Annotated in this window: 13 protein-coding genes; 12 read left to right on the forward strand and 1 reads right to left on the reverse strand. The window is 65.7% G+C overall.

What is annotated here, in order from left to right; translation table 11 throughout:
* Positions 1-154: 154 nt before the first annotated feature.
* From AC2IR1_RS17630 to AC2IR1_RS17685, 12 genes are all read left to right on the forward strand, one after another.
* Positions 155-346: a Flp family type IVb pilin gene (locus tag AC2IR1_RS17630; RefSeq protein WP_486473275.1), complete on the forward strand. Its 192-nt coding sequence runs from the start codon at positions 155-157 to the stop codon at positions 344-346.
* 162 nt (positions 347-508) lie between these two features.
* Complete coding sequence (locus AC2IR1_RS17635; RefSeq protein WP_486473276.1) at positions 509-706, forward strand: hypothetical protein; 198 nt, start codon at positions 509-511, stop codon at positions 704-706.
* 123 nt (positions 707-829) lie between these two features.
* Positions 830-1,693: a Flp pilus assembly protein CpaB gene (gene cpaB, locus AC2IR1_RS17640; RefSeq protein ID WP_486473277.1), complete on the forward strand. Its 864-nt coding sequence runs from the start codon at positions 830-832 to the stop codon at positions 1,691-1,693.
* 288 nt (positions 1,694-1,981) lie between these two features.
* Positions 1,982-3,409, forward strand: a complete 1,428-nt coding sequence (locus AC2IR1_RS17645) for a type II and III secretion system protein family protein (RefSeq protein WP_486473278.1) — start codon at positions 1,982-1,984, stop codon at positions 3,407-3,409.
* A gap of 73 nt (positions 3,410-3,482) precedes the next feature.
* On the forward strand, positions 3,483-4,151 hold the full coding sequence (locus AC2IR1_RS17650) for an OmpA family protein (protein WP_486473279.1): 669 nt from the start codon (positions 3,483-3,485) through the stop codon (positions 4,149-4,151).
* Between the two features lie 422 nt (positions 4,152-4,573).
* Positions 4,574-5,866 (forward strand): CpaE/TadZ family protein, encoded by a 1,293-nt coding sequence (locus AC2IR1_RS17655; protein ID WP_486473280.1) that lies wholly within the window; start codon positions 4,574-4,576, stop codon positions 5,864-5,866.
* 16 nt (positions 5,867-5,882) lie between these two features.
* On the forward strand, positions 5,883-7,382 hold the full coding sequence (locus AC2IR1_RS17660; RefSeq protein ID WP_486473281.1) for a TadA family conjugal transfer-associated ATPase: 1,500 nt from the start codon (positions 5,883-5,885) through the stop codon (positions 7,380-7,382).
* Between the two features lie 8 nt (positions 7,383-7,390).
* On the forward strand, positions 7,391-8,359 hold the full coding sequence (locus AC2IR1_RS17665; protein WP_486476435.1) for a type II secretion system F family protein: 969 nt from the start codon (positions 7,391-7,393) through the stop codon (positions 8,357-8,359).
* A gap of 48 nt (positions 8,360-8,407) precedes the next feature.
* A complete protein-coding gene (locus tag AC2IR1_RS17670) occupies positions 8,408-9,373 on the forward strand; it encodes a type II secretion system F family protein (protein WP_486473282.1) in 966 nt (321 codons plus the stop codon).
* Positions 9,374-9,406: 33 nt separating this feature from the next.
* Entirely contained in the window at positions 9,407-9,988 is a 582-nt protein-coding gene (locus AC2IR1_RS17675; RefSeq protein WP_486473283.1) for a tetratricopeptide repeat protein, read from the forward strand.
* Between the two features lie 25 nt (positions 9,989-10,013).
* The gene (locus AC2IR1_RS17680; RefSeq protein ID WP_486473284.1) at positions 10,014-10,895 is read left to right on the forward strand and encodes a tetratricopeptide repeat protein; all 882 of its coding nucleotides are present in this window, start codon (positions 10,014-10,016) and stop codon (positions 10,893-10,895) included.
* Between the two features lie 18 nt (positions 10,896-10,913).
* Positions 10,914-11,429 carry a prepilin peptidase gene (locus AC2IR1_RS17685; protein WP_486473285.1) on the forward strand — a complete coding sequence of 172 codons (516 nt, stop codon included), beginning with the start codon at positions 10,914-10,916 and terminating at the stop codon, positions 11,427-11,429.
* Positions 11,430-11,501: 72 nt separating this feature from the next.
* On the opposite strand, the gene AC2IR1_RS17690 is transcribed toward AC2IR1_RS17685, so the two are convergent.
* The gene (locus AC2IR1_RS17690; RefSeq protein ID WP_486473286.1) at positions 11,502-13,169 is read right to left on the reverse strand and encodes a hypothetical protein; all 1,668 of its coding nucleotides are present in this window, start codon (positions 13,167-13,169) and stop codon (positions 11,502-11,504) included.
* Between the last annotated feature and the right edge of the window lie 47 nt (positions 13,170-13,216).

The raw sequence follows: 13,216 nt of genomic DNA on the forward strand, positions 1-13,216 counted from the left end.
TTTTTCGCTACAAAGGTGCCCAAATCCTGCCCGAATCCAAGAGCTATAAATAACCCGTGCCGCAGAGATGGTGACCCAAGAGAGAGAGCAACGGGCCACGCCAAACATCGAAGCGGATCACGTGAAACCTAGTGATCCTTTGGAGGGACAAACAATGATCAACTTCTTCAAGAACTTCCGCAAGAACGAATCCGGCGCCGTGACCGTTGACTGGGTCGTGCTGACCGCAGCCGTCGTCGCCCTGGGTGGCGCAGCTTACACCGCCATCAACAACGGCACCACCGGCATGGCGTCCAACATCGCCTCCGAGATGACCGGCCAGACCCCCGACGCCAGCCTGCAATAATCCAGCCTGACGTTCCGACGGAATTGGCATGGGGCCGCGTCCAACCGGGGCGCGGCCCTTTTGCCATGCCAGCCGATCCCCATCGGCCGGGCCATGGAACCCCAGGGTAGGACAAGGCCCCCAGTGCAATCCCGCTACAAGTTCAACAGAAGGCGAGACAGCATGCCCGGGAAATCCCCACATCCTGCGATACGTCGTTTCCTGAAGGGAGAGGGCGGCGCGGTCACGGTGGACTGGGTTGTGCTCTGCGCGATGGTCATCGCGCTTTGCATCCTCAGCGCTATGGCGATGAAGAATGCCAGCACGGCAATCACCGACCAGACGACCTCCCAGATGACCGGAGCAGAAATCTCCCTTTAAACCATCCAGACTCCCCCGGAATTCCCTGATCTCGTCACAATCCCGGGTGAGACTGCAGTCGTCGTCAGAAGTACCCCGCCGCCTGCCGTCAGGCGTGCCGGGCAACACCAAGAGGTAACCCCCATGCGGCTCGTTTTCGGATTGGTCCTGCTCGTCGGCCTCGCCCTTGCGGGCACGGCTGTCTACCTGTTCAACGAAAACCAGGCAGAGTGGAACGCGGCCCTGCAGGCCGAGCGGGCAAAGAACGTCCCTTCGGTGCAGACGACGCCGGTCCTGGTTGCCACGCGCACCCTGACCTACGGCGAACGGCTCAACACCGATGACGTGAAGGCGGTGAACTGGCCCAAGGGCGCCCTGCCCGAAGGAGTCTTTACCGACACCGACACGCTCTTCCCCGACGACAATGCCGCCCCCCGCTACGTCCGCCGCGCCATGGAAAAGGGCGAGGCGATCATGGAAGTCAAGGTGACCAAGCCGGGCGTCGAGGCCGGCATCGCTTCCCGTCTTGATCGTGGCATGCGGGCCTTCGCAATCTCCGTCGATGTCGCCACCGGCGTTTCGGGCTTCCTGCGCCCGGGCGACCGCGTCGATGTCTACTGGACCGGCCGCGTCGACGGCATGATGGGCGATTTCACCAAGCTGATCGAAAGCGGCGTCGAACTGATCGCCATCGACCAGAGCGCCAATTCCGACACCACGGAAACCACCATCGCCCGCACCGTCACCGTTGCCGTCAACCCGCAGCAGGTGGCCGCCCTGGCCCAGGCCCAGTCGACCGGGGAACTGTCGCTCTCCCTCGTCGGGCACTACGACGATACCGTGGCCGAGGCGATCGAGGTCGATCAGCGCAGCCTTCTGGGCATCCCCGTCGCAGATACCCCTGCCCCCGTCGCCCGGGCGGAACCCGAACCCGAAGATCGCGTCTGCACCATCCGCAACCGCCGCGGCTCGGAAGTGGTCGAAATCCCGATTCCCTGCACGAACTGAGGCCACGCAACATCACGAATTCGCGCGAGTTGCGCAGGGGGCGGCCTTCGGGCCGCCCCTTTTCGCACCCACGCCGGCCCCAACCCTGCCCCTGCCCCGGCCCCTTGCCTGCCGCGCGGCTGCGACCGGGGGCAATCCAAATCACCTGCTGCCCGCCTGTTGCGGTTTATCCACATCCACTTTGGTACGGAAATCATTGATTCTTGCATGAAAAGCGGAATTGAAGCAGGATGATCGGCAATACCGGGCGTCAGACCCGGACGGCCCGTGATCCGAGAGGCAGGTCACATGACAATCGTTCGCTTACTCAAGGTCGCCCTGCTGGGCGCCACGGCACTGGCTTTCCAGCTGCCGGATCCCGCCATGGCAGACCAGCTGCGCGTGGTGAACCAGAGCGCCGATTCGGATCTCAACGTAGCGATGAACCGGGCCGTTGTGGTCGAAAGCGACGTGCCCTTCGCGGAGCTCTCCATCGCCAACCCCGCGATTGCCGATATCTCCTCCCTCTCCGACAGGTCGATCTACGTGCTGGGCAAGAGCCCGGGCATCACCACGCTGACCCTGCTCGACGCAGCGGGCCAGCTGATCACCAATGTCGACGTCGTCGTCACCGCCGACGTGACCGAATTCAAGGCCCGGCTGCAGCAGATCCTGCCCGGAGAGAAGATCGAAGTGCGCACCGCCAATGACGGCATCGTGCTCTCCGGCGTGGTCTCCTCCGCCGCGAAGATGCAGCGCGCACTGGACCTGGCCGAACGCTACGCCCCCGATCGCGTGTCCAACCTGATGTCCGTGGGCGGCACCCAGCAGGTCATGTTGAAGGTCCGTTTCGCGGAAATGCAGCGCTCGGTCTCCAAGTCCCTGTCCTCCTCCCTCGGTGTCAGCGGCAGCGCCTTCGGCGGCAGCCTGGGGCTTTCGGGCGGGACGGGCAGCGGCAGCAACAGCTCCGGCCAGACCAACCTGCTCGGCGGCACGCTGCCCTCCTCCAACGACAACCAGGGCGCCATGCTCTTCGGCTTCGACGTCGGCTCGGTCGAGGTCGGCATGCTGATCGAGGCGCTGGAATCCAAGGGCGTCGTGCGCACCCTGGCGGAACCCAACCTGACGGCGCTGTCCGGCCAGGAAGCCAAGTTCCTCGCCGGCGGCGAATACCCCGTGCCCGTCTCCTCCTCCGACTCCGGCATCACGGTCGAATACAAACCCTTCGGGGTCGAGCTCGACTTCGTGCCCCGCGTGGTCGACCAGGGCGTGATCAACCTGGAGCTTTCCGCCGCCGTCTCCGCCATCGACAGTTCGAACGGATACGAGGTCGACGGCTTCAGCATCGATGCCTTCACCCGCCGCGAGGCCTCCACCACCGTGGAACTGCGTGACGGCGAAAGCTTTGCCATCGCCGGCCTCCTGCAGGACGACTTTACCGACAGCAGCAGCCAGCTGCCCTGGCTGGGCGACATCCCCGTGCTGGGCGCGCTCTTCCGCAGCGCCGACTACCAGCGCAACCAGTCCGAACTGGTGATCATCGTGACCGCGCATCTCGTCTCCCCCACCCGGGGAGAGGCGCTGGCCCTGCCCACCGACCGGGTCAAACCCCCGTCGGAAAAGGATCTTTTCCTGTTCGGCAAAGTCGCCAGCGAAAAGGGATCCAGCCTGTCCGGCGCCGCCGGCGAAGTGGCCCGACAGGACTTCAGCGGGTCCTACGGCTACGTGATGGAGTGATGGCCCGATGACCTTCACGCCCAGGCCCCTCCCCCCCCGTCTTTCCCGCGTCCTGTCCGTATCGAGTACCCAGATGTCCCGGCCCTTCCGCCCCCTGCCCGTCCTGCTGGCCACCGCGCTTCTCGCCGGTTGCACCAGCGACGGCTATTCCACCTTCACGAAGGAGGCCGGCGCCATCGTCGACCGGTCCGACTTCGGCAATGCCACGATGACCAACACCATGGTCCAGACCGGCGAACGCGACTACGTCGTCGACCTCAACGGCCGCTTCGCGCAGCAGGTGCCCACGACGGTGAACTTCGCCTTCAACTCCGCCCGGCTGGAACCGGCCGCCATGCAGGTCCTGTCGAAGCAGGCCGCCTGGATCCGCCAGTTCCCCGAAGTGCGCTTCCGCGTCTATGGCCACACCGACCTCGTCGGCTCCGACGCCTACAACAAGAGCCTCGGCCTGCGGCGCGCCCAGGCCGTCGTCAGCTACCTCGTGTCCCAGGGCATCAGCCGCTCCCGGCTGGAGGCCGTCGCCTCCTTCGGGGAAACCCAGCCGCTGATCTACACCCAGGGACCGGAACGCCAGAACCGCCGCACGGTGACAGAGGTGTCGGGCTTCGTCAGCCGCCACCCCAACGTGCTGGATGGCAAATACGCGCAGATCGTCTATCGCGACTACGTGGAAAGCGCGGCGGTCGGCTCGACCCTGACCGGCGGGGCCATTTCCGGCATCGACTCGGGCGGCTCGGAATAATGCGGCGGACCGCCGGACCCGGGCCGCATCAGCGGCAAGGGACCGGTGGAGCCTGCGGCGGAACCGGCGCGATCCCCGGCGCCCCTGAATGGGGGCCTGCCCGCCAGCGGATCGGACCCATGTTCGGCCCCATGTTCGGACCCTTGTGCGGCGCGAATGCGCCCGGAACGTGCCGCTGCCCGGTCAGCCCCCCGGAACCCCCTGATTTCCGCCGGTTTTCCCAACCCGGCGCGCCGGAGAACCCGGCGCTAAATCCGCAACAATTCGGTTTTTTGGCCGTATTGTCGCCCAACTTGACCCGCAGTTTCGACCATGGATCGCTGCGGAAGATATGAGTCGTCCCGGGGCCGCCAGTCCCATAAGCGCCCGCTCCAAGGCGGGTATGGTTACCGGGCCGCAGCGAAGTGAGAGGTAGTGAAACAATGAGCGCATCTGCGACTCTACAGGCTGATCCCAGCCCGATCGTTGCATGCACCATCCGGCGGGAGCCGGACGGGTTCGAGCTGCTGATCGAGGACATGGAAGCCGTCATGGGTGACAAGTGGGGCGATCTGGGCTTCGCCGAAGCCCTGATGTTCTTCAGTCAGCCCGAGGCAGAGACGCTCGAGTTCATTGCCATGGCCATCGACGCGGAGGACGAGGAAAACCTCGCCCTGCTGGGAGAGGTCATCACCCAGGCCCGCGCCCGGGGCATCAAGGTGATCCTGATCGCCGAAGATGTCAGCCCCGCGGCCCTGCACCAACTGCTGCGCAAGGGCGCGGACGAGTTTGTCCCCTATCCCCTGCCCGAGAACGAGCTGGCCGCCGCGATCAGCCGCGTCCAGCAACCCGAGCCGGAACCCGAACCCGAACACGACGGCCACATCGTGGCCCGCACGGGCGGCGGCAAGGGCGACCGCAACGGCGCCGTTCTGGTCTGCCAGGGCCTGGCCGGCGGCACGGGGGCCACGACGCTCGCCGTGAACCTGGCCTACGAACTTTCCGCCGGCTCCACCGCCAAACCCTCCCGCCGCGCCCGCAAGCGCGAGGGGGAGAAGCCCAAGCCCAAGGTCTGCGTGCTCGATCTCGATCTGCAGTACGGCTCCATCGGCACCTACCTGGACCTGCCGCGCCGCGAAGCCGTCTACGAACTGCTGTCGGATACGGAGGCGATGGATGCCGATGTCTTCAAGCAGGCCCTCCTGGGGTTCGAGGACCGGCTTTCCGTCCTCACCGCCCCGACGGAGATGCTGCCGCTCGACCTGCTGACGGCCGACGACATCAAGCGCATCATCGACATGGCCCGCTCGCACTTCGACTTCGTCGTCATCGACATGCCGAAGACGGTCGTTCAGTGGACGGAAACTGTTCTGAACGAAGCTCAGGTCTACTTCGCCCTGATCGAGATGGACATGCGCTCCGCCCAGAACACCCAACGTCTCAAGCGGGCCCTGCAGGCAGAGGACCTGCCCTTTGAAAAGCTGCGCTATGTGCTGAACCGCGCGCCCAAGGGCACGGACCTGTCCGGTCGCCAGCGGGTGAAGCGGCTGGCGGAAACGCTGGATATCGCGATCGAGGTGCAGTTCCCCGACGGTGGCCGCCAGGTCACGCAGGGGGCGGATCACGGGGTGCCGCTGGGATCGGCCGCGCCCAAGAACCCGCTCCGCAAGGAGATCCAGAAGATGGCCCAGTCCCTGCTGGAACTCGACTACGCCGCCGAGGCGGAAGAAGCGTAAGACCCAAGGATAAGTCATGTTTTCACGGTACAAGAAAGACGCTGCGACCCCTCCGGCCCGGAACGCTTCCGGGGCCGGATCCGCGCCCGCAGCGCCGCGGCCCAAGCCCGCCCCCGTACCGAAACCCGCAGCCGCCCCGGCGCCGGCCCCCGTTCCCTCCCGCGCGGATGCCCCCCGCGTCATGCGCAAGCCGCAGCCGAACGCCCCCGCGGCCGAACCCGTCGCGGCGGACCGCAGCCGCAAGCGCAAGGAACGGATGCTGGAAATCAAGCAGGAGCTGCACCGCGCCCTGCTCGACAACCTGAACCTCTCCGCGCTGGAAACCGCCGCCGAAAACGACCTCAAGATGGAGATCAACGCGATCTCCACCGAGGTGCTGCAGGAAAAGGGCATCGTCCTCAACCGCGACGAACGCGCTCTGCTCTCCCAGGAACTCTACGACGAGGTGAAGGGCCTCGGCCCGCTTGAGAGCCTGCTGAAGGACGACACGATCTCGGACATCCTGGTCAACGGCCCACACCAGATCTTCATCGAACGCTCCGGCAAGCTGGAGCTGTCGGATGTCACCTTCAAGGACGAAAAGCACCTCTTCCGCATCATCGACAAGATCGTCTCGGCCGTGGGCCGGCGTGTCGATGAATCGAACCCCTATGTCGACGCCCGTCTCAAGGACGGATCGCGTTTCAACGCCATGGTGCCGCCGATCGCGGTGGACGGCTCGCTCGTCTCCATCCGTAAGTTCAAGAAGGACAAGCTGGGCATCGACGACCTGGTGAAGTTCGGCGCCTTTTCCGAGGAAATGGCCGCCTATCTTCAGGCCGCCGTCGCCTGCCGCCTGAACGTCATCGTCTCCGGCGGTACGGGCTCCGGCAAAACCACGACGCTCAACGCGCTCTCGTCCTTCATCGACAACTCCGAACGGATCCTGACGATCGAGGATACGGCCGAACTCCAGCTGCAGCAGACCCACGTCGGCCGCATGGAAAGCCGCCCGCCCAACGTCGAAGGCAAGGGCGCGGTGACGCCGCGCGACTGCCTGAAGAACGCCCTGCGGATGCGCCCCGACCGCATCATCGTCGGCGAAACCCGTGGCGAGGAAGTCATCGACATGCTGCAGGCCATGAACACCGGCCACGACGGCTCGATGACCACGATCCACGCCAACTCCGCCCGCGACGGCATCTCGCGTCTGGAAAACATGATCGCCATGGCCGGCATCGAAATGCCGCTGAAGGCCAGCCGCGCCCAGATCTCCAGCGCTGTCCACCTCATCGTGCAGGCCTCGCGCCTGCAGGACGGGTCCCGCCGCATGACCTCCATCACCGAGATCACGGGCATGGAAGGCGAGGTCATCTCCATGCAGGAGATCTTCCGCTACCAGCGCACCGGCCTGACGCCGGAAAACAAGATCATCGGCCACTTCACCGCGACCGGTGTCCGCAGCCACTTTTCGGAACGCTTCAAGATGTGGGGCTACGATCTGCCGCCCCAGATCTTCGAACCGGCAAGGGAGTAAGCCCGATGATGTCCATCGCAATGGATCCAATCGTCTACATTCTGATCTTCGTGGCCGTCTTCGGCCTGGTCGAGGGCCTCTACCTGACGGTCTTCGGCAAGTCGATCAGCCTCAACAAGAAGGTCAACCGCCGGCTGGAAATGCTCGAAAAGGGCTCCAACCGCGAAGAAGTGCTGGAAAAGCTCCGCAAGGAGATGGAACTGCACATGGCCTCGCGGGAAATCCCGCTCTACTCCCTGCTGGCCGAAAAGGCGCAGAAGGCCGCCATCGCCTTCACCCCGAACCAGCTGATCATGATCATGGTGGGCCTCTCGGTCGTGGCCTTCATCGGCCTGTCCATCGGCACCCAGACCGCCGTGCCCGTGCGCGCGGTGATCGCCATCGGCATGGGCATCGGCGCCGTCTACATGTGGGTGAACAAGAAGGCCGCCAAGCGGATCGGCATGATCGAGGAACAGCTTCCCGATGCCGTCGAACTGATGGTGCGCTCCCTGCGCGTCGGCCACCCCTTCTCCTCCGCCATCGGCATCGTCGCCAAGGAAGTGCAGGACCCGCTGGCGACCGAGTTCGGCATCGTCGCGGACGAAGCCTCCTACGGCCGCGACATGGGCGAGGCGCTGAAGGACATGGCAGACCGCATCGGCCTGCAGGATCTGCGCTTCCTCGCTGTCGCCGTCACCATCCAGCAGCAGTCGGGTGGTAACCTGGCAGAGGTCCTCGCGGGCCTGGCCCAGGTGATCCGCGCCCGTTTCAAGCTGTTCCGCCGGGTCAAGGCCATCACCGCAGAGGCCCAGTGGTCGGGCAAGTTCCTCTCGGGGTTCCCCGTCATCGCGCTGATCCTGACGCTCGTCGCCGATCCGCACTATTACGACGCGGTCCTCGACCACAAGTACTTCATCCCCTGCTGCATCATCGTGGCCGTCTTCCTGACGGCGAACCTCTTCATCATGCGGCGCATGGTGAACATCAAGGTCTGATCCAACCAGCCCCGCCCCTTCGGACCGGCCCCTTCAAGGAGCAAGAACATGCAAGCCATCATGCAGTTCCTCACCAACAGCTTCGGCCCCGCAGGGCCGCTCTATGCCGTCGGCGGCCTGGGGCTGGTGCTGATCCTGGCGACCCTGCCCTTCATCCTGAACAAGAAGGATGATCCGCTGGACAAGCTGAAGGCCTCCAACGACAGCAGCAGCGCCAAGGCCAGCGGCAACCGCGAAGCCCTGCGCGCCAAGCAGGCGAACGAGCGGCTGGAACGCTACTCCAACTTCCTCGAACCGCAGAACGAGGAAGAATATTCGGCCATCAAGCTGAAGCTGCTGCAGGCGGGCTACCGCTCCAAGGACTCGGTGCGCTACTTCTACTTCGCGCAATTCGCGCTTGGCCTGCTGGGGCTGGCGGCAGGCTCCATCTACTTCACGCTCTTCGTCGCCCAGACGGACCCGGACACCCAGAAGACGCTGATGTACATCCTCGGCCCCGGCGCGGCGGGCTACTACCTGCCCAAGTACTGGGTCAACAAGCGGCTGGAGGAACGCAAGCAGCAGATCGAGGAAGGCTTCCCCGACAGCCTGGACATGCTTCTGGTCTGCGTCGAGGCGGGCCAGTCCATCGACCAGGCGATCATCCGGGTGGCCAAGGAACTGCGCGCCTCCTACGAACACCTGGCCGATGAGTTTGAAATGGTCAGCTGGGAAATCAAGGCGGGCAAGGACAAGGCGGCGGTCTTTCAGGACATGGCCGAACGCTGCGGCGTCTCCGACATCTCCTCCTTCGTGACCGTGCTGATCCAGTCGGCCACCTTCGGTACCTCCATCGCAGAGGCGCTGCGCGTCTACGCCGCCGAAATGCGCGACAAGCGCGTCATGCGGGCAGAGGAAAAGGCGAACAAGCTGCCCACCAAGATGACGCTGGCCACCATGGGCCTGACGGTGCCGCCGCTCTTGATCATCCTCGTCGGCCCCTCCATCGTGAACATCGAGAAGCTCGGCCAGTAACTGCGCCCGGGCGCCCCCCGATCCGGAGCCTTCATGCCCTGCTGCCGCCCTTTCCGGCCGCTCTCCCTGCTTGCCCTGCCCCTGCTGCTGTGTGCCTGCGTGGGCACGGGCAGTGACCAGATCGACCTTTCCTCGCCCTATGCGCCCGGCATCGACCCGCAGGGCGAAGCCGTGGACGGTCTGGTGGTGGGCGAACGCCTGCTGGCCGCCGGCGAATACGAACTGGCGATCGACGCCTACACCCGGGCCGCGCTGGACCACGGGCTGACCCCCGAAATCTACGCCGGCATCGGCACCGCCAACCTGCAGCTCGGCCGTCTTGGCCAGGCCGAAGAACAGCTGCGCCGTGCGGCCGAAGCCCCTGACACGCCACCTGAAATCTGGAACAACCTCGGCCTGGTCCTGATCGGCAAGGGGGAGATCCAGGAAGCCGTGGCGATCCTGCGGCGCGCCTATGCCCTCGACAATGGCGAAAGTGACGCAATTCGGGACAATCTGCGCTTGGCGCTCGCCATGCTGGGGGAAAGACCCTATGATCCTGACCAAGAACAAGAGTTCCAGGTCGTGCACAGCGGGCAAGGTTTCTACGAGATCCGCGACACGGACCAGGATTAGGACGAGCAGTGCAAAGGACGCAAAGATGCGCCACTTCCTCCAGCGTCAGCCGGTGACGCGGTCCCGCAGGGCCGTGCTCCTCGTGTCGTTCTCCGCCATCACGGCGCTTTCCGCCTGCGCGGATCAGACCGACAAGGAGGTGGAGCGCGCCTTCCAGACGGTCAACGTGATCGAGGAAAGCAACCTTTCGGATGTCATGCTGACCGTGGGCGACCCGAACGAGGCGGTGGCCTATTTCACCCGCACCTCCAAGGAAAACCCCGAAAAGCTGGAGCTCAAGCGCGGGCTGGGCAAGTCGCTGATCCGCGCCAAGCGGGCGGATGAGGCCGTCAAGGTCTGGGCAGAGGTCGCCGCCGATCCCCGTGCCACCAACGAGGACCGCGTCGATTACGCCGATGCGCTGATCCGCACGGGCGACTGGACCACCGCCGATGCGACGCTGGATTCCATCCCGCCCACCTTCGAAACCTACAAGCGCTACCGGCTCGAAGCGATGGTCGCCGACAGCAACCGCGAATGGAAGAAGGCCGACAGCTTCTACGAAATCGCCGCCGGCCTGACGACGAAGCCCGCGGGCGTGCTGAACAACTGGGGGTACTCCAAGCTGACGCGCGGCGATTTCGCCGATGCCGAACAGCTCTTCGCAGAGGCGATCCAGCAGGATCCGACCCTCTTCACCGCCAAGAACAACATGGTTCTCGCCCGGGGCGCACAGCGCAAGTACACGCTGCCCGTGATGGAGATGACCCAGATCGAACGCGCCCAGCTGTTGCAGACCCTCGCCCTTGCCGCCGTCAAGCAGGGCGATATCGAGACCGGCAAGGCGCTGCTGCGCGAAGCCATCGAAACCCACCCCCAGCACTTCGAAGAGGCCGTGCGCTCCCTGCGCGCGCTCGAAGGCGCCTGATCTGGCGGGTCTGACCGGATGAGCATGCCCCCGTTCCTGCAGCCGGAGGTGGCCCTGTCCGCGCACACGGCCCTGGTCTTCGCGCCCTTCGTCTGGCCGATCTGCTTCCACGTCGCCTGGACCGATCTGTCGGCGATGCGGATCTCCAACCGGGCGGTCACCCTGCTGGCGGCGGTCTTCGTGCTGCTGGGGCCATTCCTCTACCCGCTCGACGTCTACGGCTGGCGGGTGCTGACCCTTTTCGTGGTGCTGCTGCTCGGGGTGCTGGCCAATGGCATCGGTGCCATGGGCGCGGGCGATGCCAAGTTCATCGCCGCCGCGGCGCCCTTCGTCGATCCCGCCGACGCGATGTTCGTGCTCATGCTCTTCTGCGCCCTGCTGCTGGCGGGCTTCGCCACCCATCGGATCGCCCGGCACACCGCCCTGCGCCGGCTGGTCCCGACATGGCAAAGCTGGACGCGCGACGGCGACTTTCCCATGGGCTTCCCCCTCGGGGCGACCCTGGCCGCCTACCTTTTCCTGGCCATCGCCTGATCCCTGCCGGGCCCGGGTCCGGACAGGGCGCCGGGGCGGCATGAAAAGGCCCGCTCGCGGCGGGCCTTCCGATCAGCGCCGGATCTCGTAGAGCCGGTAAAGCGGGTCTTCCTCCACCAGGGTCAGCGTCGCGGGGTCGATCTGATCCAGGATCATCTTGCGCTTGCCCACGTCGACCGGACAAAGCGGGACAAGCAGGTGACTTGCCGCCTCGTAGCCCGGCAGCCCGGTGTAGTACCAGGGCGTCCCCCCCGGCAGCGGATCCCAACCGGCGAACAGCCATTCCAGCGCGAACTGGTCGGCCACGTAGGGCTGCTGCCCGTCGGTGATATGGCCCCCCGCCTTCAGCCGCTCGGCATTGGTGGCCAGGTAGCGCAACAGGCCCCGTTGCTGGGCACATTGCGGCAAGGGCGCCCCCGCGAATTCCGACGGCGGCAGGGCCCCGCCCTCCTGCTGTTCCTTCGGCAGCTGGATCGTCGTGCTCTCCTCCTCCGCCGGGATCAGGTACTGCCGCGTCTGGCTGCGCCGCCACATCCGGTCCGCAACGCGCAGGTCCTCCGTCCCCGGCAGCGCGGCCAGCGACGGCGCGGGCTTGGCCAGAAGCGGCCGCAGCGGGCTGTAGACCAGGTTCAGCAGAAGCGGCCCGATCAGCAAAAGCATCACCCCGCCCAGGGTCCGCAGCAGCCTTTCGCGATCCGCATCCGCCACCGGCCCCGGCAGCCCCAGCAGGCAGATCCCCAGCGGCGCCAGCCACAGCGGATCATTGCCCGAGTTCTGGTAGGTGATGTACATCAGCCCCGGCACCAGCAGCATGAGCGTGATCCGCATCTGGCGCCGCCCCGGGATCGTCCGCAACAGCATCACCGCCCCGATGACGGCCAGCGTGCCCAGGGTATAACTGGGCGAAAAGATCGTCAGGAAGAACGGCAGCCCCGGGTGCGTCCGCGTCGACGACATCACCGTCAGCAGGTCCGTCACATAGGCCGGCCAGTAGCCCACCCCATGTTCCAGCGTCACCAGGACAAGCGGCACCAGCCCCAGCAGCACCCCCCGCAGCAGCACCCGCGACCGGCCGGAGATCAGCAGCCCCACCACGGCGCCCGGCAAAAGCGCCACCACGTAGGTCACCTTCACCATCACCAGCACGCCCATGGCCAGGCCCAGGATCGTCGCATCGGCCCAGTCCCCGGCCCGGCCCTGGTCCGGCGGCAACAGCAGGATCGCCAGCACCGGGATCGTCAGCGCCCAGGCCCAGCGGTTGTAATGCATCGACAGGGTCAGCGCGGTGTCGGTGCCCCCGGGCGTATCCGTGCCCCCCGGCAGCAGCGCCACCGGCAACATCAGCGTCAGCACCGCCAGCGCCACGGCGGGCCAGAACCGGAACCGGCTCCAGCAGACCCAGCCGATCGCGGGCGCCAGCAGCAGCGAAACCGCCCACTGCCCCCACCGCAGGGCATGGCCCAGCCCCTCGGGATCGGCCACCGCATGGTCCCCGCCGCCGCGCAACAGCTGCAGCATCAGCGCGAAGGGCCTGAAGGCCCATTCGCCGATCGGAGTGGAGTAATCCAGGTGCGCCACCTGCCCTGCCGCGCTGCGCAGGATCAGCGCCACCATATGCAGGGTGTCACCCTCGTGGTAGTCGAACCGGAACACCCCGCGGCCGGCGATGATCAGCACCGCCTCCACCAGAAGAACCGCGACCAATATGCCCCAGAATCTGCGCGTCTCTGCCTTATTCATTCTGCCCTCGTGTTTTTTGCTGCACTCTAGGCAGAGCCTTTTTCCAA

It is taken from the genome of Pseudooceanicola sp. NS-SX8, from assembly GCF_057380755.1.